This window comes from Erwinia sp. V90_4 (genome assembly GCF_029967685.1).
GTDB classification, from domain to species: Bacteria; Pseudomonadota; Gammaproteobacteria; order Enterobacterales; family Enterobacteriaceae; genus Erwinia; species Erwinia aphidicola.
Genome location: NZ_JASCAQ010000053.1, coordinates 110,166 through 131,248, shown reverse-complemented (window position 1 = coordinate 131,248; position 21,083 = coordinate 110,166). Strand labels below are relative to the sequence as shown.

The following is a 21,083-nucleotide window of genomic DNA, read 5'->3' as shown; positions in this document are numbered from 1 at the left end:
AGCCATGACTGATAAAACTTTTCTGGTGGAAATTGGCACCGAAGAACTGCCTCCGAAAGCGCTGCGCAGCCTTGCCGAGTCCTTCGCTGCCAACGTGACCGCCGAGCTGGATGCTGCGGGCCTGGCCCACGGTGAAGTGAGCTGGTTCGCGGCCCCGCGCCGTCTGGCGCTGAAAGTCGCCAGGCTGAGCGCCGCACAGCCGGATCGCGAAGTTGAAAAACGTGGCCCGGCAATCCAGGCGGCATTCGACGCCAACGGCGTGGCAACCAAAGCGGCCGAAGGCTGGGCGCGCGGTTGCGGCATCACCGTTGACCAGGCCGAGCGCCTGAGCACCGATAAAGGCGAGTGGCTGATGTACCGCGCACAGGTGACGGGCGAAAGCGCCCAGGCTCTGCTGCCGGCGATGATTGCCACCTCCCTCGCTAAGCTGCCGATCCCGAAACTGATGCGCTGGGGTGCTTCCGAGGTGCAGTTCGTGCGCCCGGTCCACACCGTCACGCTGCTGCTGGGCGATGAGCTGATCCCGGCGAAAATCCTCGGTATCGACTCTGCCCGCACTATTCGCGGCCATCGCTTTATGGGCGAGCCGGAGTTCACCATCGATAATGCCGACCAGTATCCGCAGATCCTGGTCGAGCGCGGCAAGGTTCAGCCGGACTTCGAAGCGCGTAAAGCGATGATCAAAGCCGGTGCGGAACAAGCCGCCGCGCAGATTGGCGGCGTCGCCGACCTGAGCGAAAGCCTGCTGGAAGAGGTGACCTCGCTGGTTGAGTGGCCGGTCGTGCTGACGGCGAAGTTTGAAGAGAAGTTCCTCGCGGTTCCGGCGGAAGCGCTGGTCTACACCATGAAGGGCGACCAGAAGTACTTCCCGGTGTACGACAATGCGGGCAAGCTGCTGCCGAACTTTATCTTCGTCACCAACATCGAGTCGAAAGACCCGCAGCAGATTATCTCCGGTAACGAGAAAGTGGTGCGCCCGCGCCTCGCCGACGCCGAGTTCTTCTTCAACAGCGACCGTAAGCGCCGCCTGGAGGATAACCTGCCGCGTCTGGAGACCGTGCTGTTCCAGAAAGAGCTGGGTACGCTGCGCGATAAGACCGACCGTATTCAGGCGCTGGCGGGCTGGATTGCCGCACAGATTGGCGCAGATGTGAATCACGCCACCCGTGCTGGCCTGCTCTCCAAGTGCGACCTGATGACCAACATGGTGTTTGAGTTCACCGACACTCAGGGCGTGATGGGCATGCACTACGCGCGTCACGACGGCGAAGCCGAAGACGTGGCGGTGGCGCTGAACGAGCAGTATCAGCCGCGCTTTGCCGGTGACGATCTGCCGTCTAACCCGGTAGCCTGTGCGCTGGCGATTGCTGATAAGATGGATACCCTGGCAGGCATCTTTGGTATTGGTCAGCATCCGAAAGGCGATAAAGACCCGTTCGCACTGCGCCGCGCCGCGCTGGGCGTGCTGCGTATTATCGTTGAGAAGAACCTGCCTCTCGACCTGCAGACCCTGACGGAAGAAGCCGTGCGCCTGTATGGCAGCAAGCTGTCGAACGCCAAAGCGGTGGATGAAGTGATCGACTTTATGCTCGGTCGTTTCCGCACCTGGTATCAGGAAGAGGGCCACAGCGTGGATACTATCCAGGCCGTGCTGGCTCGTCGCCCGACCCGCCCTGCTGACTTTAATGCCCGCATGCGAGCGGTGTCTCACTTCCGCACGCTGGATGAAGCAGCCAGCCTGGCGGCCGCCAACAAGCGCGTCTCCAACATTCTGGCGAAGGCAACCGAGCCGCTGAACGACAGCGTGCAGGCGTCGCTGCTGAAAGAGAATGAAGAGATTAAGCTGGCGACCTACGTCTCCGCGCTGAGCAGCAAACTGGCACCGTTCTTCGCCGAAGGCCGTTACCAGGATGCGCTGATCGAGCTGGCCCAGCTGCGTGAAGCGGTGGATAACTTCTTTGATAAGGTGATGGTGAATGCCGAAGAGAAAGAAGTGCGTATCAACCGTCTGACGCTGCTGGCGAAGCTGCGCGAGCTGTTCCTGCAGGTCGCGGATATCTCGCTGCTGCAGTAACCTTTGCGGGCGGACCGGAAAAGAGGGTCCGCCCCTACATGATTGAGGTTGCCCCGAACCGTAGGGGGCGACCTTCTTTTACGGTCGCCCCGCGTTGAGGGTTTGCACCCGCCGTCATGAAGACCGTTTTTTCCGGTCGCCCCGCGTTGAAGGTTTGCACCCGCCGTCATGAAGACCATTTTTTTCGGTCGCCCCGCGTTGAGGGTTTGCACCCGCCGTCATGAAGACCATTTTTTCCGGTCGCCACGTATGCCGTTCATCCTGTTTTACAATTCCTCCTTGCCCCTGGCGCCTCATTTCCCTACCCTGTGCGGTTTTTGCCAACCAGGTAGACACTATGCACTCCTCTGGATTCGCTGCCAAAGCAGCTAACACCCCGCTGGAACCTTTCAAATTTACCCGCCGCGATGTACAGCCTGGCGACGTGCTGATCGACATTCACTACTGCGGCGTCTGCCATTCTGACCTGCATATGGCGCGTAACGAGTGGGGCGTCAGCCAGTTCCCGCTGGTGCCTGGCCATGAAATTGTCGGGCGCGTCATCAGCACCGGCCACGCGGTCAGCCACGTGAAAGCGGGCGATCTGGTCGGCGTCGGCGTCATGGTCGACTCCTGCGGCCACTGCGCGCAGTGCCATAGCGGTGAGGAGCAGTATTGCGAAGCGGGCTTTACCGCGACCTATAACGGCGAAGAGAAAATCATCGGCGGCAAAACCTTCGGCGGCTATGCCGATAACATCGTCGTCGACGGCAAATTCGTGGTCAGCGTGCCGGAAAACCTCGAGCTGAGCGCCGTGGCGCCGCTGCTGTGCGCGGGCGTGACCACCTGGTCGCCGCTGAAGCACTGGAACATCCAGCCGGGCCAGCGTGTTGGGGTGATCGGCCTGGGTGGCCTGGGGCATATGGCGGTCAAGCTGGCGCATGCGCTGGGCGCGGAAGTGGTGCTGTTTACCACCTCCCCCGCGAAGGGGGCAGATGCGCTGCGCCTCGGGGCGACGCAGGTTGTGGTCTCCAAAGACGCGGAGCAGATGGCGAGCGTGGCGAACAGCCTGGATATGATCCTCGACTGCGTGGCCGCCCCGCACGACCTCGACCCTTACCTCAATGCGCTGAGAACCAACGGTCATCTGGTACTGGTCGGCATTCCTGACGCACCGCACAAATCGCCGAACGTCACCCCTGTGGTATTTAAGCGCCTGAGCATTTCCGGCACTTCAATCGGCAGCATCAAAGAGACGCAGGAGATGCTCAATTTTTGCGGCCAGCACAATATCGTGTCCGAGGTGGAAGTGATCCGTCTTGATCAGGTCGAGCAGGCGTTTGAGCGCATGCTGAAGGGCGATGTGAAGTACCGTTTTGTCATTGATATGAAAGCCGGGAAGTAAGCCTTAAAAACCAAAAACCCGCCTCGGGGCGGGTTTCTTCTGCTAGCCCAGCAGCTGTCTGCCAAGACAAGGATTCGAATGTAATAACTTCATTAATTTCTGTGCACTGCCTGATGGCCTGGTGCGGTTTGCCTCCCAGCTTTTCACCGACGAAACGCTCACGCCTAATGCCTGGGCAAACTCACCTATCTGCATGCCGGTAATTTCCCGAACGCGCTTAGGCTCGGGGAGATTCACCTCGCTTTTCGCTACGGGTGCGGCCTGCATCATCACTTCACGCGTTAACACTATCTGCTCCAGACTGGACAGCAGCTCCGACATAGGATCTTTCAACTCCATAAGCACTCCTCAAAAACTCACATCACGTGAACAACCAGAGGGGGGAGAACCTGAGTCTCAGGTTCTGAATGCTGGCATACAACAGCCGCTGGGGAGCTTTTAAGGCAGCACAGGGAAATGCCAGAGACTTAAGTATGGGATCAATTCTGTGAAGCGGAGCCATATTTCATGCTTATTTTTCAAACTTGCTTAAAATCAGCTAACTGGGGTCACAACAATCAGAAGAATCGCGCTATCCGCTATCCATCAAAAGTGAATTGGACTATTCTTTACCCAGAATTTATCTGCCAGCCAATTCGGTAAGTACTTGTTAACAGGAGTTAATTTTTTATGACTACAGGAACATCACGCATCTGGACGCGTCTGCTGGTGCCATTTATGGCACTGTTTCTGGTGTTGCAGCTAACCGGCTGTGGCGACAAAGAAGCCGATCAGCGTAAAGCCTTCATCGATTTTCTGCAAAATACCGCAATGCGCAGCGGTGAACACCTGCCGAGCCTGAGTGAAGATCAGAAGCAGAAATTTGGCGCTTACGTCAGCGACTACGCGATTATTTACGGTTTCTCCCAGCAGGTGAACAAAGCGGTCGATTCCGGCCTGAAGCCGGTGGTGGACGAACTGTCTGCTATCCGTACTCCGCAAGATTACCTGACGCGCCGCGACTCGCTGCGCCAGGCGAGCGGTTCACTGGGCGTGCTGGCACAGCAGATCCAGGCCGCAAAGACGCAGGCCGACAGCAGCAAGGGTGCCCTGAAGCAGCCGGAAGAGCTGAAGACGGTGTATGACAACGTCTATAACAAAGTGGTGACTCAGCCTGCTGCTTCGCTGGCACCGCTGTTACCGGCGCTGCAGACGCTGAGCCAGGACGCGGTACAGACGGGTGATTTCCTGCAGCAGCAGGGGACTCGCGTCAGCTTCAACGGCTCGACGGTACAGTTCCCGACGCAGGAGCAGGCCACGCAGTACAACACGTTGATGAGCAACCTGAGCGCGAATGCTCAGGCGCTGCCGCAGGCACAAAGTGCATTGCAGGGTGGTTTCCAGTAAGTCATTCGTCAGGGCCGGAGATCTTCGGCCCTTTCTCTCTCTTTCGCGCCAATAATTAATTTCCTGCCGTAATTTTATTACATCAGAGTCGGCCGGCAGATTGATCGGCCAATGAAGTGTGATCTGGCGCGTTTTGCCTCAAAATATTTTGTGATTTGAATCACAAAAAGACTACAAAGCCACAACGTTAATTTGTGATATAAGTCACATCAATACGCGACAATTGATTAAATTTCAGGCTAAGTCCTTTTGCTACAGTGAATAAATGTGACCTTCGTCACTAAAAAACCCCGTCTACCCCACCCTTCATAGTGATCTGCATCACACTTTAGCCCACCGCTACGCAGCGCCATATCCGCGTGATAAAGTCCGCCTGCATACAGTGATACTGACGGTTTAACCCGCTGTCACGTCTAAAACAAAAATCAACGCGCTCTCTTATTGTCAGCGCGTACCAATAAGGGGTGTTTGTTTATGTCCTCATCAGATATCAAGATCAAGGTTCAGAACTTTGGTCGCTTTCTGAGCAACATGGTAATGCCGAATATCGGGGCGTTTATCGCCTGGGGTATTATCACCGCGCTGTTTATTCCAACCGGTTGGCTGCCAAACGAAACCATGGCGAAGCTGGTTGGTCCGATGATTACCTACCTGCTGCCGCTGCTGATCGGTTATACCGGTGGCCGCCTGGTTGGCGGCGATCGCGGTGGCGTGGTCGGTGCGATTACCACCATGGGTGTGATTGTCGGTGCCGACATGCCAATGTTCCTCGGCTCGATGATTGCCGGTCCACTGGGCGGCTGGGCAATTAAAACCTTCGACCGTCAGATTGATGGCAAGATCAAATCTGGCTTCGAGATGCTGGTGAACAACTTCTCTGCCGGTATCATTGGCATGCTGCTGGCCATCCTCGCTTTCCTGGCGATTGGTCCACTGGTTGAAGGTCTGTCGCATATTCTCGCCGCGGGCGTGAATCTGATGGTGCAGAACAACCTGCTGCCGCTGACCTCTATCTTCGTTGAGCCGGCTAAAATTCTGTTCCTGAATAACGCCATCAACCACGGTATCTTCTCGCCGCTGGGTATCCAGCAGGCCAGCGAAGCCGGTAAATCGATCTTCTTCCTGATCGAAGCGAACCCAGGCCCGGGTATGGGCGTGCTGATGGCGTATATGTTCTTCGGCCGTGGCAATGCCAAGCAGTCCGCCGGTGGCGCGGCAATCATCCACTTCTTCGGTGGTATCCACGAAATCTACTTCCCGTACGTGCTGATGAACCCGCGCCTGATTCTGGCGGTTATCCTCGGTGGTATGACCGGCGTGTTCACGCTGACTCTGCTGAACGGCGGCCTGGTGTCCCCGGCTTCTCCGGGCTCTATCCTGGCGGTGCTGGCAATGACGCCAAAAGGCGCCTACTTCGCGAACATCGCCGCGATTGTCGCTGCTTTTGCTGTCTCCTTCGTGGTCTCTGCCATCCTGCTGAAAACCAGCAAAGTGAAAGAAGATGACGATATTGAAGCCGCGGCTCGCCGCGTGCAGGAAATGAAAGCCCAGTCTAAAGGTCAGAGTGCGGCCGGCGTTGCCGCTGCTGATGGCCTGCACGGTGACCTGAGCCACGTGCGCAAAATCATCGTAGCCTGTGATGCCGGTATGGGCTCCAGCGCCATGGGTGCAGGCGTGCTGCGCAAGAAAGTGAACGATGCTGGTCTGACTGCGGTTTCCGTTACCAACATGGCGATTAACAGCCTGCCGGGCGACGTTGACCTGGTGATCACCCACCGCGACCTGACCGAACGTGCGATGCGCCAGGCCCCCCATGCCCAGCACATCTCGCTGACTAACTTCCTCGACAGCGGCCTGTATACCGACCTGACGGCACGCCTGGTGGAAGCCGGACGCAGCGCCGACCATCGTGAGAAAGTCAGCGCGACGCTGAACGACAGCTTCGATGATGGCCAGGACCACCTGTTCAAACTGAGCGCCAGCAACATCTTCCTCGGCAACGTTGCGACGGATAAAGAGCAGGCGATCCGCTTTGCCGGTGAGCAGCTGGTGAAAGGCGGCTACGTTGAGCCGGAATATGTGGAGGCGATGCTGGCGCGTGAAAAACTGACGCCAACCTACCTTGGCGAATCCATTGCCGTGCCGCACGGCACCGTGGAAGCGAAAGACCGCGTGCTGAAAACCGGCGTCGTGTTCTGTCAGTATCCGCAGGGCGTTCACTTCGGTGAAGAGCCGGAAGATATTGCCCGCCTGGTGATCGGTATTGCCGCGCGCAATAACGAACACATCCAGGTGATTACCAGCCTGACTAACGCGCTCGACGATGACAGCGTGATTGCCCGCCTGGCCAGCACCACCGACGTGCAGGAAGTTCTCGACCTGCTGTCAGGTAAAACCAGCGCCTGAGCCGTTTGAAGTCAATACCTCCCTGGGGGCTGGGCATGCCCGGCCCTTTTTTGCTTTGGGCATGCCCGACCTTTCCATTTTTGATACGGGAATAATTATGAAAGCATTACATTTTGGCGCCGGAAATATCGGCCGTGGCTTTATCGGTAAACTGCTGGCGGATGCCGGTATACAGCTCACCTTCGCGGATGTGAATCAGGTGGTACTGGATGCCCTCAACGCGCGCGGAGAATATCCGGTTCACGTCGTCGGTGAGCAGGCGCAGGTTGAGATGGTTAAAGGGGTAAACGCGGTTAACAGCACCAGCGATGACATTATCACGCTGGTCGCAGAGGTTGATATCGTTACCACGGCAGTTGGCCCACAGATCCTTGAGCGCATTGCCGCTGGCATTGCCAAAGGGCTGGCCAAACGCAGTGATAGCGCTAATTCCCGTCCGCTCAATATCATCGCCTGTGAAAATATGGTGCGCGGCACCACGCAGCTGAAAGGCCACGTGCTGAAGGCGCTGCCAGAGCAGTATCACGCCTGGGTTGAAGAGCATGTCGGCTTTGTTGACTCTGCCGTTGACCGCATCGTGCCGCCGTCTGAAGCGGGCAACAGCGACCCGCTGGAAGTCACCGTGGAGACCTTCAGCGAGTGGATTGTCGATAAGACCCAGTTCAAAGGCGCGCTGCCTGATATTCCCGGCATGGAGCTGACCGACAATCTGATGGCGTTCGTTGAACGTAAGCTGTTCACGCTGAACACTGGCCATGCCATCACCGCTTACCTTGGCCAGCTAGCCGGGCATAACACCATCCGCGAAGCGATTCTCGATGAGAAAGTGCGGAAAGTGGTGCAGGGCGCGATGGAAGAGAGCGGTGCCGTGCTGATTAAGCGCTATGGCTTTGACGCGGCAAAACACGCGGCGTACATCCAGAAAATCCTCGGTCGTTTCGAGAATCCCTACCTGAAAGATGATGTGGAACGCGTCGGCCGCCAGCCGCTGCGTAAACTGAGCGCGGGCGACCGTCTGATCAAGCCAACGCTCGGCACGCTGGAATATAACCTGCCGCACGATAATCTGGTGACCGGTATCGCCGCTGCTCTGCACTACCGCAGCGATCAGGACCCGCAGGCGCAGGAACTGGCCGGGCTGCTGGCGCAGCAGGATGTTGCCAGCGTGCTGGCGCAGATCTCCGGCCTGCCTGCCGACAGCGATGTCGTCAAGGCGGTAGTGAAGGCCTGGAACGCTATGGCATAATGGTGCAAGCGCTCCTCACGGACGAACAACCAGGGCACAGCACTGCTGTGCCCGCGCAGGCGTCCTTACGCCATATGAAAGATATGCAGGCACTCATGGAACAACCACAGGCTTTTGAAAATCGGGTGCTCGAACGCCTGAACGCCGGACGATCGGTAAGAAGTTTTCTAATCGCCGCCGTAGAACTGCTGGCTGAGGCCGTGAACATTCTGGTGGTGCAGGTGTTCCGTAAGGATGATTACGCCGTTAAGTATGCCGTAGAACCGCTGCTGCTCGGCGATGGCCCGCTGGGGGAACTCTCGGTGCGCCTGAAGCTGATTTATGGCCTCGGGATGATTAACCGCAACGAGTATGAAGACTGCGAGCTGCTGATGGCGCTGCGTGAAGAGCTGAATCATGACGGCAGCGAGTATCGCTTTACCGATGATGAAATTCTCGGGCCCTTTGGCGAGCTGCACTGCGTTAGCGCGCTGCCGCCGCGCCCTGATTTTGCCAGTGACGATAGCGAGCTGCGCGCTATGCAGCAGCAGCGTTATCAGCAGGTGGTGCGCTCGACCATGGTGCTGTCCCTGACGACATTAATCTCAGTGATCAGTCTTAAGCAGGCTTTTAAAAAGTAACCCGCCCTTTCCCCCTTTGCCCCGCTTTCGTGTATCCTTTGCAGCAATGAATCAATTTAACGGTCAATCGCGATGAAAGAACAAGTTAAGGCAGAAATCAAAGAGCTCAGCGACAAGCTGGATGCCCTTAATCACAAAGAACCCGGGCTGCTGGCCTCTGGCGAGAGCGAAAAGCTCGGCGAACTGCTGAAAGAGAAAGACAAGCTGGAAGCGGAAATCGAACGTCTGCGCGGCGTGCGTGCGGAAAACCTGAGTAAAGAAGCTCAGCAGCTGCAGCATCTGCCGTTCAGCCGTGAAATCACCAAGAAAGAGCAGGCTAACATGGGCGCACTGAAGAAAAGCGTGCGCGGCCTGATCGTGGTTCACCCAACGACTGCCCTGGGTCGAGAAATGGGCCTGAAAGTCATGACTGGCTACGCTAAAACTCCGTTCTAAGTGCCCAAAGCTGTACGGGGAGCAGATTGCTGCTGTTCCCCAGCCCTCTTGTACTCGTTCGTCTTACTCCCCCATCCAGAATAAATATCGAAAAACATCAATAACGCGAGAGTCGCGACTTTACTACTCGCTATTTTTTTATAAACAGAATTAAATATCGCAATTATCAAATGAGAAAAAACTAACTACCGAAAAAATAAACACAACGATATAATAGCCTACTCAGGATTAAATTAAGATTCGTAAGGATGCTTGTTTCGACTCAGGTAAGCGTCTTCTGTTAAGGACAATACAGGTGAGTGGCCAAATGAGAAAAAGTACAATAACCATTGTGGTAAACGATCCCAATCGCTTTTTCCAGGAAGGATTGAAGCTCTCTCTCTCTACGAAATTAGCCACCGCCGAAACACATGCTGAGTTTACCGATTGCATCTTTAATACGCGGGCAAGAATGGTATTTCTTGCTGAAGATGCCTTGTCTATCGCCAATATCCACTATCTTAATCACCGCCTGCAAACACGCCCTTCCAGCGTGTTTATTATTCGTGATGGCGATGGTACGCAACAGGCAATATCAGAGACAATGAAGAGCGACATTACCAATTATGTGCCCATTTATCGTGACTGGTCCGTCGAAAGCATTCTTGCCGTGGTGAGCGAAAAGCTCGATCAACAACAAGATATCCGCAATATTTTCATCCCTACATGTTCTATACGCAGTGAAAATAATTTGACCCGAAGGGAAACCGAGATCCTGCGCTACCTGGCGCGAGGCATCAGTAATGGTGGCGTAGCGCGTTTTCTTCAAATTAGTGAGAAAACAGTGAGCGCTCATAAAAGAAATATTATGTCGAAGCTCAATATGATCCGCCCGGCTGAACTTAACTATTGGCTCATTCAGGAAGGGTGGTGTGAAGCCCGCTTTTCGGGTGAGTTAATGAGTAGCATTCAGTAAGCGGATGCAATTCTTCTGTACAGCATGGAGTTATTTTCGCGCTGTAAATGATTCAAAATAGAGTTTTTTCATGATAACTATTCGCCGATTTTCATTCAGTAAAAACATAACCAGAATCACTTTATTATTAGCTTTTTTTCTTTCAGGCTGCCAGATTCTGCACCATCGTGATAAACCTGCCGCCTCTTCGGTGCCGGTAATACCCCCTATCCAGTCTGAAATATCGCAGAATCCAACTGCAATGAGTCAGAACAGGCCAGCTCCGCAGCACAATGAAAAATATGATGCGGAAAGTGAAAAGCTAAAGCAGTGCCAGTCTCAGCTTGAAGCCCTTAAAACGATGAATCCCGATAAGTATAAGCGTTTGCATACCTCGTTTGATTACCTGATGAACGGGGCTGCGCAATATACCGGGATACGTCAGAACACCAATGTGGATACCCAGGATACGGTTGATGCACTCTATCGCTACCGGGCAAACTTGTTATGTTCTCAGATTGCGCAAGCGCTGCTGGACAGTCTGACCAGTAGGGGTGAGGCGCGTCCATGATCGGCAAACGTATCGTTCCTTTCGCATATTCCCGGATTGCACTGCTTATCTGCTGTTTAACCGCCGCTAGCCAGTATGCCTGTGCCGCAGAGGGTGAAGCCCCCGCCATCCTGCAATTTGCGCGAAAGTATCAGCAGCAACAGCAGCAGTTAAACCCACCGGGTTATCACGCCAGGACCAAGCCCCGGGTCGTTGAACATGTGGCAAAAAAACGCGCTGAGCAAGTCACCCTGCCTGTCGATAACCTTAAGTTAAAGCAGCTACAGCAGGAGCTAAAGCTAAAAGATCAGCAGCTTTCAGCGAAAAGCTCGACCATCAATCAGCTGCAGCAGAGTAGCGCTGAACTGCAAAAAACGATCGAAGCTGGACAGAAAAAATTAGCTCAGCAGGCCGCCAGCCAGGCGTTGCTGTCACTTAAAAATGCGGCATCGCTGTTACCCACGCCTGAAGCCCTGGCAGAAAAACTGAAGCAGGCTAACCAGCAGCTGAACGTTGCACGCCAGAGTGAAAGCAGCTTGCAGAGCAAGCTTAAATTGTTAAACCTGAAACTGACTGAACTGCGCAGTAAAATCCAGACTCAGGCAGCGACGGCCGACCGGCAGAGGGAAAACGGACAAAAAAATGACGCCATGGCTCAGCAGATTGATGCACTCACGCAGTCACAGACGCAGTCAAAAATCGATTTAGCACAGAGCCGCCAGCAGGTAGACATGGCCAGGGCACAGCAGCAGAAGATTGAGCAACAGATGAAAATTTTGTCAGCTAAAATGGAGGCTGAGCGACAGAAGTTTGCCGCAGAGAAGCAGCAGCTGCTGGAGCAAGTTTCTACTGACCCTAACTCAGGCGAACAGCTAGCTGCCAGCCAGCTTCAGGTTAAATCTCTGCAAGCTCAGTTAGATACCCTCAAGCTGACCTCAACCAAAAGTAGTGATGGCCGCCTCGCGGCCCTGACGGCCGACAAGCAGGCCAGCGACGAAAAAATCAAAGAATTACAGACGAAACTGGATGCAGCATTAGCGAGCAAACCGGTAGCGATGGTCACTAACCCATTAGAAGTGACTAAAGAGCAGTTAAAACAAAAATCGTCACGAGAAGCCTATGCCATTGGTATGTCTCTTGGGGCGGAGATCTTACAGATGCAGGCTGAAAATGCGATTAATGGCTTACCAAAGGATCAGCATATTATTTTAAGCGGAATCGTTGATGCTTTTAAAAATCAGGCCAAACTCTCTTCCGATGTATTACGTACAACGCTAACTGAACTTAACGGCCAATTAAAAAAGCAACGCGAAAAAATCCATAACAACCTGGATGTAGCAACGAAAAATTACCTGGCTAAATTTACTAAACGGAAAGGCACTATCAAATCTGCGGCCGGTTTTTGGTACAATATAGACTACCCCGGTGATTCAGCCATTCCTAAAAATGCCACTCTTGATGTCGTGGTGAAAGAGAGCCTGACCAATGGCACCGTTATTACGGATATGGATGCCAGCGGGACGATGCTGACACAACCTGTCAATGCATTCCCACCCGTTTTTCGTGAAGCGTTAATTAAACTCAGAAACCACGGTTCTGCCACATTGCTGGTACCGCCTGAACTGGCCTATGGCAGTAAGGGCTATCCTCCCAAGATTCCGCCCAATGCGACCATGGTATACCAACTTCGCATTTCAGATATCTATCCAGAGGGTCAGAAAAAAGTGAAGTGATACAACGGTGGAATGCATGATTAAAAATCAACAAACGTAAACGGTTAGGAAAAAAACGCAACCTGTACGGTTGCGTCATATTAGCCTTAGGCCCTGAAAAGATCTGTCTTATCCCAAAATAAACTTTTACGGTTTTCTCTCTTCACCGAAGTGACAACCCCTTCCTGCTCCAACTTTATAAGAACATGACGTGTGTTATAAATGCTTAGTTCGGAAAGGTTAGCAATGTCTCTGGTGGTTGCGTAAACGGAGGAGGTTCCATCACGGCCGTTCTCCTCAAAAAATGCTTTCAAAGCATGGATGACTTTTTCTACTGCTGTTTTTCTTTGAATGCTCATTATACCTCTCCTTTTCTCTATTCCGGCTCCTGCCGCATAATGAAAAATGATAAAAAACCTGCCTAATCGCAGGTGAGCAATGATAGTACGAGCACAACCCAAACAAAACTTAATATCAATTATTAAATAAAATTAAAATATATAACTTTTAATAATGAGTTTCATAGAATAAAACACTGAATGATCCAAAATACGCCCATTCATTAAAAGGAATGACTGACACAATTAATCTCAACTTAAAATTAATAATCAGACAAAAAAACATTTTTCAATCACAAGTCAAAAACCGGAAAAGTGAGTTTCATTGACATCTCAAACAGTTATCCGGATAATCACCACGCTAATGACGGATTATATTGATAAAACAATGGAATATTTTATTAATCAAAGGTTTCATTTTGATGGCATAAATGAAACGATCAAACCCATCGGCCGCGACACGCCACTGATTAAACTCTCCAAACCCAGCAGCCGATTATTAGAGGAACTGTTAACTCAACCAGGTATCACGCTTTCCAGGGAAGAACTGTTACAAACCGTATGGGAAAACCATGGATTAACCCCCTCTACCAGCAATCTAAGCAACCATATTAGCTTCTTAAGAAAGGTATTCTCTCAGCTAGGCGAGCATGGAAAAACCATTATTACCGTGCCAAGGGAGGGGTTTAAAATTGAGGCAAATGTCACCTGTAAAGAATCAGAACACACGCACGATATAAAAAACAATGAAGATAAAACAAAAATAAACCAACATAGCAAAACAGATAAATTATATTTATCAGTTTTTTTTATCATCGCTGTCTCGATCGTGGCGATTCTTTTGTTACTTCACTACTGCCGCTCGGCATCAATCAACGTAGAAAAATGCCAAATCAAAGAGATATCACATGAAAGTCATGAATTCAGAAAAAATAACATAAAAACGTTAAAAAAATTCATCAGGAAATACAGCATTGACTGCGAAAGCAGAGATAGCATTATTTTTTATAAATTTTCCAATACCAAAAACACTAATACTACAGCCCCGGATCTTACCTTTATATCCCAGTGCGAAATAACTGAAAATGACACCCTTTCTCACTGTGAGAATTATTTTTCAATTTTAATAAAAAAACTATGAGAAATATTATGCTGGCCATCGGGTTTACCGCCCTGGTTATCATCGGCCAGAGTATCTACTTCCTTTGTGCCAGACCTGATGATGATCGACATTCGCTGGTTTTGTCATGCCGGGCTGAGGTCCAGTTTGACATTCAACTGCCGGCCTCAACGACCCTGATGAACGGCAGCCTGAGCCTGACAACGCTGGGTAGAGAGCGTTTAGCGCTGCAATATTCAGGGCAGCTTATCGTTAATCAACAGCACACCACGCTTAGCAGGACGCTGATAATGCACTATCGCTATTACCCAGAAAATCATGCCCTTGAGCTGGAATATATCCGTAGTCACGTCAGCGACGTGGATACCACGCCAGATGATGTCTTCTATCGTGCATTGCTAAAGAAAGATGCTTTTATCCTCACCCTGAAGCAAATTGCCAACAATGCGCGCCTTGTTTCACTGCCGGGCATCCCGCTGTACGTTTGCATCGACAAGTAAAAAGATAAAAAAAAGGGCTTACTCACCTGGGTGAATAAGCCCTGAATTCAGAGATAATTACTTCTTCGCTATTTCGCTTCGAGCGTGGCGAACCAGGGCGCAACGAAGTCCTGAGAGGTTCCCCAGCCTGGGATAATTTTGTTCAGATTCGCCACGTTCACCGCACCGCCGCTTAGCTGTGACTGTGAAATAGCGGAAGCCTTAAACTGGTAGCTGGCCGGAGTCGCTTCCCCGCCAATTTTATTTGCCACCAGGCGCATGTTTGTTGCACCAATCAGCTTGCTGTCGACGGCCACCGTCTGCTTCCAGGGGCTGTTTTTTTCACTCATCAGCTGCAGATCCTGGTTGGACACATCAATGCTGTAGAGTTTGATTTCGCTACGGCCATTCTCCTGCAGGGCTTTATAAGCACCCTGAGCGAAGGCGTCCCACGATCCCCAGATAGCGTCAATTTGTCCTTTCGGATACTTCGCGAGGATCGCGCCAATTTTGTTCGCCGTGTCGCCCTGCACATCTGACGATACGGCACCAATCGACTCCAGCTGATGAATGCCTGGGTTGGCTTTCAGCACTTTTTCATACACTACCTGGCGACGTTCCATTGCCGGGAAGCCCGCCACCCACAGCTTGACGATATTCGCTTTGCCATTGGTGTCTTTCAGCAGCTGGTCGAGGGAGAGCTGCGCCAGTGACGCATCGTCCTGCGCGGTGACCGTCACGCCGTCGATCGGCTTATTCACCGGAGTATCAAACACCGAGACTTTAATCCCGGCGTCAGTAATGCGTTTCACCAGATCGGTGGAGTACGGGTCTTTACCGTGGGACAGAATAATGCCGTCATATTTCTGGCTGATGGCCTGGTTGACGAAATCCTGAAAGCGCGCATCGTCGCCGTTACTGAGGAAGGTGCTGACTTTAAAGCCCAGCTTGCGCCCTTCCTGAATCGCACCGGCCACAAACTGCGTGGTGTTATCGTCGGAGCCGAGGTTGCGGATCACCGCAATGCGTACCGGACCTTCATGGTTAGCGATAGCAGCGGGTACCGCCGTATCGGCGGCGAACGCGGGCAGTGCGCTGAGCAGGCTGATAGCCAGCAGTGAACCCGTGAATTTTTTCATTATAGTAATCCCTGTCTGAGAGTCATGCGCCTTAACGGCGCTGCACGTAAGTGATCGCCAGCGCTACCGCCAGCACCAGGCCTTTAATAATGTCCATCGCGTAATAGGGTACGGAAAGCATCACCAGACCATTTTGTAATACACCGAGGATCACCGCCCCCAGCAGCGTACCGAGCGCGTTGGGCTTGCCTGCACCAGCCAGTGAAAGGCCGATCCACGCAGCAGCCACCGCATCCATCAGATAACCGCCACCGGCGTTGACCTGCGAAGAGCCAATACGCGACGCCAGCAGAATACCGCCCAGCCCCGCCAGCAGTGACGAGATAACATAAGCCAGCACGCGATAGCGCGTGGTGCGAATGCCGGACAGGCGCGCCGCTTCCGGATTACCGCCAATCGCATACATGCGGCGGCCGTGTTTAGTCAGCGACAGCAGCAGCTGCGCCACCACCGTCACGGCGATCATGACAATCACAATAATCGGTACCTGACCCAGCAGCGAAAACACGGCCGGAATAGTGCCTTCCGCCATGTCACCGCTCGGCAGCACCATATTCTCGGTAATCGACCCACCAAAGCTGTAGGTCATTGCCACACCCTGTACCACAAACAGGCTGGCCAGCGTCGCCAGCATGTCGGGAATTTTCAGCACCACGATCATAAAGGCATTAAACAGGCCGACCAGCGTACACAGCAGCAGGGTCAGGGCGATGGCCTGGGTCGGGCCGAAGCCGTACCAGACGAACATCGAGATCACCAGCGAGTTGGCCAGCGAGGCCGTGGCGCCAACGGAAAGGTCGAAGCCGCCAATCGTCAGAGAAACAGACACCCCGATGGCGATAACCGTCACAATGGCGATCGAGCGCAGGATGTTGATGATATTGGTCGGTTCAAGGAAGCTGTCCGACGCCACGCCAAAGCCGGCGATCAGCGCTACCACGGTTAGCAACATTCCCCACTTATAGAGAAAATCGAACAGCTGGTGTCGTGCGGACGGTGCCGCCTTCAGGGAAAGTTCTTTGCTGCTCACGCAGGCGTTCCTCCGGTGGAGTAAAGTAAAAGTGTCTCTTCGTCGACCTCATCCGCCGCCATTTCAGCGACGATGCGCCCGTCCCACAGCACGCAGATACGGTCACACAGGCCAACCAGTTCGGAAAATTCGCCCGAGGCATAAATCACCCCTTTTCCCTGGCGCGCCAGCCCATCGATCAGGGTGAACAGATCGGTTTTGGCTTTGATATCCACGCCTTTGGTCGGTTCGTCAAAAATCAGCACATCGGCGTCATTGCGCAGCCACTTGCCGATCGCCACCTTCTGCTGATTGCCGCCTGACAGGCGGCGCAGCGTCTGCTTCGGCCCGGTGGTGCGCACCCCGAGTCGCGCGATCACCTCTTCCGCCCAGCGCCAGGCCTGACGGTGGCCGAACAAACTCCAGCGTGAGAAGCTGTTATCGGCGCTGATACTGAGGTTCATCACCACCGATTCATCAATGAAGATGCCCTCTTTGCGTCGCTCTTCCGGGATCAGCGCCATGCGATTCTCGACTGCCGCATGCGGGGAAGAGGGTTTCCACGCTTTACCGTGCAGCTCGCCGCGCTCAACCCGGCTGCGGCTGGCACCAAACAGCGCCTTGCACAGTTCGGTTTTACCCGCCCCGGCCAGCCCGGCGATGCCGAGGATTTCGCCTTTGCGCAGCGTCAGGCTGATATCCTTCAGCAGCTGTTCGTCGTGCAGCCCGCTGATATGCAGCAGCGTTTCATCACTGAATGGCGGGCGCTTGGGTGGGTAGATATCATCCAGCTGGTGACCGAGCATCTTCTCAACGATCTGCTCGCCGCTCAGCCCCTGCATCGGGCCGCTTTCAATCAGCTCACCGTCGCGCAGCACTGTCAGCCGGTCGCAAATCGCCTTCAGCTCATTGATACGGTGCGAGATAAATACCACGCCAATGCCCTGGCCTTGCAGCTGACGCACCACTGCGAACAGCTTTGCGCTTTCGTGCTGGTCCAGCGGGGCGGTGGGCTCGTCAAGGATCAGGAAGCGGCAGTGATGCGACAGCGCGCGCGCCAGCAGGATTTGCTGCTTTTCCGCCAGCGAGCACTGCTCCACTTTGCGCGTCACATCGATGCTGACATCCAGCCTTGCCAGCAGCGCCCGCGCCTGGCGGCGCATTTCGCCCCAGCGGTACAGCTGCCCGCCTTCTGCCAGGCGGTCCAACATAATGTTTTCCGCCACGCTCAGCCCGGCCACCAGCGCCACGTCGACCTCCTGCTGCACCAGGTGAATACCCAGCTGCCTGGCGTCGCGCGGGGTACGAATCGTCACCGGCTGCCCGTCCAGCAGGATTTCGCCGCTGTAGCGATCGTATGCGCCCGACAGCACCGCCATCAGCGTCGATTTCCCGGCGCCGTTAGCCCCCGTCAGCGCGTGGATGGAGTGCCCTTCCAGCGTGAGGTCCACGGATTTAAGCGCCGCAAAACCGCCAAAAGCGATGGAGATCTGGCGCATTTCAAGGCGATTTATCGCGGTCATGGGCGTGTTTTCTCTGGCTATAAATGTTGAGGCGTGCCGCATTTTTTATTGGATTGTCACGGCAGGCAACGAACGAAAGAGCATAAGCTAACACAAAATATTATTAGCCATCCAGATGTCCAGACACTACAGCGCTAAACGCTGGTGCAAGAGTGCTAATTAGTGGAAATAATTGGAATGATTGCCAGTAACAGCGCAGTTATGCTGCCTGACATTGCTGACCTGTTGCGTCGCTGACGGTGGATGACTGCAGAGAAATGTTCGAAGGTGAAAAGCAGGCACAAAAAAACCGGCGAACGTAGCGCCGGTTTTTTTATACAGGGATATTTACAGGGGCGGACCTCTTTTTCGGTCCGCCCGTCAGGTCGACAACTCCTGAATATTACTTAGCCGCTTTGAAGTTCTCTGCAGCCACATCCCAGTTAACCACGTCCCAGAACGCCTTGATGTAGTCAGGGCGTTTGTTCTGGTACTTCAGGTAGTAGGCGTGTTCCCACACATCCAGGCCAATGATTGGGGTGCCGGATGCGCCAGAAATCGCTTCGCCCATCAGCGGGCTATCCTGGTTAGCAGTAGAAACCACTGCCAGCTTATCGCCTTTCTTAACCAGCCACGCCCAGCCAGAACCGAAACGGGTGGTGGCCGCTTTTTCGAATTCCGCTTTGAACGCGTCAACGCTGCCGAAATCTTTCTCGATGGCTGCTTTCAGATCGCCGCCCAGAGTGGTACCGGTTTTCAGACCTTTCCAGAAGAAGCTGTGGTTAGCGTGGCCACCCGCGTTGTTGCGCAGTGGGCCTTTTTTGTCGGCTGGCAGCTGGTCCAGTTTGGCAATCAGCTCTTCAACCGGCAGGTTAGCGAACTCGGTGCCTTCCAGCGCCGCGTTAGCGTTATTCACGTAGGCCTGGTGGTGTTTAGTGTGATGGATTTCCATCGTCTGCTTGTCAAAGTGTGGTTCCAGTGCATCGTATGCGTAAGGCAGGGATGGCAGTGTATAGCTCATATTCATCGTCTCCATTAATGGTAGTCGGCGCTGCAAGTCACTGTTCAGCACCACGTAAGCAGTGGGATCATTATAGTTAAATAAACCATTGGGAAAAGGGTTATCAATGCCCCGACGTTGGTAAGGGTATCGTTAACAGCAAGCGGGGCGGCGCAGTTATAGCTAATCGCGACCAGGTTACAACCAAATGATCTAACGCATTATTTCTCTAAACGTCCGGTAAAACTGCCTGTAAGGGCCGATCATCTTTTCCGATCGGCCCTCCGGGGCGGGCCTGCCCGACCCGCGATATCAATGCCCCAGTGCAGCCAGCGACTTATCCAGCGCGCCGACCAGCCAGTCGATATCGCTCTCCTGGAAAGCTAACGGCGGGCGCAGTTTCAGTACGTTGCCATAAGGGCCGGCGACCGACGTCAGCACGCGGTTATCACGCAGCATTTCGGTAATATCCAGCGCCAACTGCTTATCCGGCGTTTTGCTGGCTTTATCTTTTACCAGCTCAAAGCCGATAAACAGACCCGCGCCGCGCACGTCACCGACGCACTCATACTTCTCTTTCAGCGTGGACAGCTCCGCCAGCAGCTTCGCGCCCACCACGCGGCTGTGCTCCTGCAGCCCCTCTTGTTTAATCACGTTCAGCACCGCCTGCGCCGCAGCCATCGCTACCGGGTTGCCGCCAAAGGTGTTGAAGTACGGGATATCGTCGCTGAAAGCTGCCAGTACCTCGCTTTTCGCCAGCAGGCCGGAAACCGGAATGCCATTACCCATCGGCTTGCCGGTGGTGATCACATCCGGCACCACGTCATGGCGGGCAAAGCCCCAGAATGCCTCACCGGTGCGGGCAAAGCCGGGCTGCACCTCATCCGCAATAAAGATCCCACCGTTTTTATGCACCACGTCGATAGCCTGCCTGAGGAAGCCTTTCGGCCCTGGCAGCACGCCGTCAGAGGAGAAGATCGAATCGGCAAGGAAGCCGGCGAACTTAATGCCGTGGGCGGCCATGTCGTCAATCTGCTTCTGAATCTCAGCAGCAAACCAGGCGCCAAGATCCGGGGCATCAACGCGGTAGCGATCTGGCGGTAGTACCAGGCGCGTGGTCGCGGCCAGCGGCTGCCCGCTGCCCAATGCCGGGGAGACGCCGGAAGTGAGGTCGCTGGTGCCGTGATAGGACTCCTGAGTCACAATAATGCCACTGCCGCCGCTGTAAGCGCGCGCCACGCGGATCGCCAGGTCGTTGGCCTCGGACCCGGTGCACATGTACATGGCGCGGTCGATTTCCGCCGGGGCAGTAGCGAGCAGCTGTTCAGAGTAGTCGAGAATGGCTTCGTGCAGGTAGCGGGTGTGGGTGTTCAGCTGCTGCATCTGCTGATACACCGCATCAATTACCGCCGGATGGCAGTGCCCGATGCTGGCAACGTTGTTATACACGTCGAGATATTTATCCCCGGCGGCATCCCACAGATACTGGCCCTGACCGCGCACCAGATGCACCGGCTTACGGTAGAACAGGCGGTAAGACTCGCCCAGGACCCTGCTGCGTTTATCGGTCAGCTTGCGCACATCCGCGCTCAGGCCGTCGGCATGCTCGGCACGAAAGCTGTTGGTATCCATAATGGTTGAACGTGTAGCCATGATCACTCCCGTTGCAAAATTAAGGTTTGCCTGGCGCAGGCAGTCAGCGGTTTCTGCCTCTCATCATGGCAACTTTATTGTAAAATGCAATCAAAT

At 54.0% G+C, this 21,083-nt stretch carries 19 protein-coding genes; 12 read left to right on the top strand and 7 right to left on the bottom strand.

What is annotated here, in order from left to right:
* Positions 1–4: 4 nt before the first annotated feature.
* A complete protein-coding gene (gene glyS, locus QLG07_RS14785; RefSeq protein WP_048917864.1) occupies positions 5–2,074 on the top strand; it encodes a glycine--tRNA ligase subunit beta in 2,070 nt (689 codons plus the stop codon).
* Between the two features lie 337 nt (positions 2,075–2,411).
* Complete coding sequence (locus tag QLG07_RS14780; RefSeq protein WP_282469526.1) at positions 2,412–3,458, top strand: NAD(P)-dependent alcohol dehydrogenase; 1,047 nt, start codon at positions 2,412–2,414, stop codon at positions 3,456–3,458.
* 42 nt (positions 3,459–3,500) lie between these two features.
* Here QLG07_RS14780 and QLG07_RS14775 read toward each other — a convergent pair whose 3' ends face one another.
* Entirely contained in the window at positions 3,501–3,797 is a 297-nt protein-coding gene (locus tag QLG07_RS14775) for an HTH-type transcriptional regulator (protein ID WP_048917866.1), read from the bottom strand.
* Between the two features lie 330 nt (positions 3,798–4,127).
* Here QLG07_RS14775 and QLG07_RS14770 point away from each other — a divergent pair, with 330 nt between their 5' ends.
* The 8 genes from QLG07_RS14770 (at position 4,128) to QLG07_RS14735 (ending at position 12,768) form a co-directional block, all read left to right on the top strand.
* On the top strand, positions 4,128–4,844 hold the full coding sequence (locus tag QLG07_RS14770; protein ID WP_048917867.1) for a DUF3053 domain-containing protein: 717 nt from the start codon (positions 4,128–4,130) through the stop codon (positions 4,842–4,844).
* A 474-nt stretch (positions 4,845–5,318) separates the two neighbouring features.
* Positions 5,319–7,250 (top strand): PTS mannitol transporter subunit IICBA, encoded by a 1,932-nt coding sequence (locus QLG07_RS14765; protein ID WP_048917868.1) that lies wholly within the window; start codon positions 5,319–5,321, stop codon positions 7,248–7,250.
* A 97-nt stretch (positions 7,251–7,347) separates the two neighbouring features.
* On the top strand, positions 7,348–8,496 hold the full coding sequence (mtlD, locus tag QLG07_RS14760; RefSeq protein WP_282469525.1) for a mannitol-1-phosphate 5-dehydrogenase: 1,149 nt from the start codon (positions 7,348–7,350) through the stop codon (positions 8,494–8,496).
* A gap of 74 nt (positions 8,497–8,570) precedes the next feature.
* Positions 8,571–9,116, top strand: a complete 546-nt coding sequence (gene mtlR / locus QLG07_RS14755) for a mannitol operon repressor MtlR (protein WP_048917874.1) — start codon at positions 8,571–8,573, stop codon at positions 9,114–9,116.
* A gap of 72 nt (positions 9,117–9,188) precedes the next feature.
* The gene (locus QLG07_RS14750) at positions 9,189–9,551 is read left to right on the top strand and encodes a YibL family ribosome-associated protein (protein WP_282469524.1); all 363 of its coding nucleotides are present in this window, start codon (positions 9,189–9,191) and stop codon (positions 9,549–9,551) included.
* 307 nt (positions 9,552–9,858) lie between these two features.
* Positions 9,859–10,506: a LuxR C-terminal-related transcriptional regulator gene (locus tag QLG07_RS14745; protein WP_282469523.1), complete on the top strand. Its 648-nt coding sequence runs from the start codon at positions 9,859–9,861 to the stop codon at positions 10,504–10,506.
* Between the two features lie 70 nt (positions 10,507–10,576).
* The gene (locus tag QLG07_RS14740) at positions 10,577–11,056 is read left to right on the top strand and encodes a hypothetical protein (RefSeq protein WP_282469522.1); all 480 of its coding nucleotides are present in this window, start codon (positions 10,577–10,579) and stop codon (positions 11,054–11,056) included.
* A complete protein-coding gene (locus QLG07_RS14735) occupies positions 11,053–12,768 on the top strand; it encodes an FKBP-type peptidyl-prolyl cis-trans isomerase N-terminal domain-containing protein (RefSeq protein WP_282469521.1) in 1,716 nt (571 codons plus the stop codon). The genes QLG07_RS14740 and QLG07_RS14735 overlap by 4 nt, the downstream gene beginning before the upstream one ends.
* A gap of 86 nt (positions 12,769–12,854) precedes the next feature.
* Here the strand turns inward: QLG07_RS14735 and QLG07_RS14730 are convergent, their stop codons facing one another.
* A complete protein-coding gene (locus QLG07_RS14730; RefSeq protein ID WP_282469520.1) occupies positions 12,855–13,106 on the bottom strand; it encodes a FaeA/PapI family transcriptional regulator in 252 nt (83 codons plus the stop codon).
* A gap of 343 nt (positions 13,107–13,449) precedes the next feature.
* Here QLG07_RS14730 and QLG07_RS14725 point away from each other — a divergent pair, with 343 nt between their 5' ends.
* Complete coding sequence (locus QLG07_RS14725; protein WP_282469519.1) at positions 13,450–14,226, top strand: winged helix-turn-helix domain-containing protein; 777 nt, start codon at positions 13,450–13,452, stop codon at positions 14,224–14,226.
* The gene (locus tag QLG07_RS14720; protein ID WP_282469518.1) at positions 14,223–14,705 is read left to right on the top strand and encodes a hypothetical protein; all 483 of its coding nucleotides are present in this window, start codon (positions 14,223–14,225) and stop codon (positions 14,703–14,705) included. The genes QLG07_RS14725 and QLG07_RS14720 overlap by 4 nt, the downstream gene beginning before the upstream one ends.
* A gap of 68 nt (positions 14,706–14,773) precedes the next feature.
* On the opposite strand, the gene QLG07_RS14715 is transcribed toward QLG07_RS14720, so the two are convergent.
* The 5 genes from QLG07_RS14715 to QLG07_RS14695 form a co-directional block, all read right to left on the bottom strand.
* Positions 14,774–15,823: a sugar ABC transporter substrate-binding protein gene (locus QLG07_RS14715; protein WP_282469517.1), complete on the bottom strand. Its 1,050-nt coding sequence runs from the start codon at positions 15,821–15,823 to the stop codon at positions 14,774–14,776.
* 31 nt (positions 15,824–15,854) lie between these two features.
* On the bottom strand, positions 15,855–16,853 hold the full coding sequence (locus QLG07_RS14710; RefSeq protein WP_048917878.1) for an ABC transporter permease: 999 nt from the start codon (positions 16,851–16,853) through the stop codon (positions 15,855–15,857).
* The gene (locus QLG07_RS14705) at positions 16,850–18,355 is read right to left on the bottom strand and encodes a sugar ABC transporter ATP-binding protein (protein WP_048917879.1); all 1,506 of its coding nucleotides are present in this window, start codon (positions 18,353–18,355) and stop codon (positions 16,850–16,852) included. Before QLG07_RS14705 ends, QLG07_RS14710 begins: the two co-directional genes overlap by 4 nt.
* Positions 18,356–18,737: 382 nt before the next feature.
* Positions 18,738–19,355 (bottom strand): superoxide dismutase [Mn], encoded by a 618-nt coding sequence (sodA, locus tag QLG07_RS14700; protein ID WP_062818519.1) that lies wholly within the window; start codon positions 19,353–19,355, stop codon positions 18,738–18,740.
* 291 nt (positions 19,356–19,646) lie between these two features.
* Positions 19,647–20,987 carry an aspartate aminotransferase family protein gene (locus QLG07_RS14695; RefSeq protein ID WP_282469516.1) on the bottom strand — a complete coding sequence of 447 codons (1,341 nt, stop codon included), beginning with the start codon at positions 20,985–20,987 and terminating at the stop codon, positions 19,647–19,649.
* Between the last annotated feature and the right edge of the window lie 96 nt (positions 20,988–21,083).

Bases quoted from the DNA above. Each gene is read 5' to 3' on its own strand.
- QLG07_RS14715 (WP_282469517.1), bottom strand. From the start codon at position 15,823: ATGAAAAAATTCACGGGTTCACTGCTGGCTATCAGCCTGCTCAGCGCA.
- QLG07_RS14780 (WP_282469526.1), top strand. From the start codon at position 2,412: ATGCACTCCTCTGGATTCGCTGCCAAAGCAGCTAACACCCCGCTGGAA.
- QLG07_RS14765 (WP_048917868.1), top strand. From the start codon at position 5,319: ATGTCCTCATCAGATATCAAGATCAAGGTTCAGAACTTTGGTCGCTTT.
- QLG07_RS14750 (WP_282469524.1), top strand. From the start codon at position 9,189: ATGAAAGAACAAGTTAAGGCAGAAATCAAAGAGCTCAGCGACAAGCTG.
- QLG07_RS14740 (WP_282469522.1), top strand. From the start codon at position 10,577: ATGATAACTATTCGCCGATTTTCATTCAGTAAAAACATAACCAGAATC.
- sodA (WP_062818519.1), bottom strand. From the start codon at position 19,355: ATGAGCTATACACTGCCATCCCTGCCTTACGCATACGATGCACTGGAA.
- QLG07_RS14730 (WP_282469520.1), bottom strand. From the start codon at position 13,106: ATGAGCATTCAAAGAAAAACAGCAGTAGAAAAAGTCATCCATGCTTTG.
- QLG07_RS14725 (WP_282469519.1), top strand. From the start codon at position 13,450: ATGACGGATTATATTGATAAAACAATGGAATATTTTATTAATCAAAGG.
- QLG07_RS14735 (WP_282469521.1), top strand. From the start codon at position 11,053: ATGATCGGCAAACGTATCGTTCCTTTCGCATATTCCCGGATTGCACTG.
- mtlR (WP_048917874.1), top strand. From the start codon at position 8,571: ATGAAAGATATGCAGGCACTCATGGAACAACCACAGGCTTTTGAAAAT.
- mtlD (WP_282469525.1), top strand. From the start codon at position 7,348: ATGAAAGCATTACATTTTGGCGCCGGAAATATCGGCCGTGGCTTTATC.
- QLG07_RS14770 (WP_048917867.1), top strand. From the start codon at position 4,128: ATGACTACAGGAACATCACGCATCTGGACGCGTCTGCTGGTGCCATTT.
- QLG07_RS14705 (WP_048917879.1), bottom strand. From the start codon at position 18,355: ATGACCGCGATAAATCGCCTTGAAATGCGCCAGATCTCCATCGCTTTT.
- QLG07_RS14695 (WP_282469516.1), bottom strand. From the start codon at position 20,987: ATGGCTACACGTTCAACCATTATGGATACCAACAGCTTTCGTGCCGAG.
- glyS (WP_048917864.1), top strand. From the start codon at position 5: ATGACTGATAAAACTTTTCTGGTGGAAATTGGCACCGAAGAACTGCCT.
- QLG07_RS14720 (WP_282469518.1), top strand. From the start codon at position 14,223: ATGAGAAATATTATGCTGGCCATCGGGTTTACCGCCCTGGTTATCATC.
- QLG07_RS14775 (WP_048917866.1), bottom strand. From the start codon at position 3,797: ATGGAGTTGAAAGATCCTATGTCGGAGCTGCTGTCCAGTCTGGAGCAG.
- QLG07_RS14745 (WP_282469523.1), top strand. From the start codon at position 9,859: ATGAGAAAAAGTACAATAACCATTGTGGTAAACGATCCCAATCGCTTT.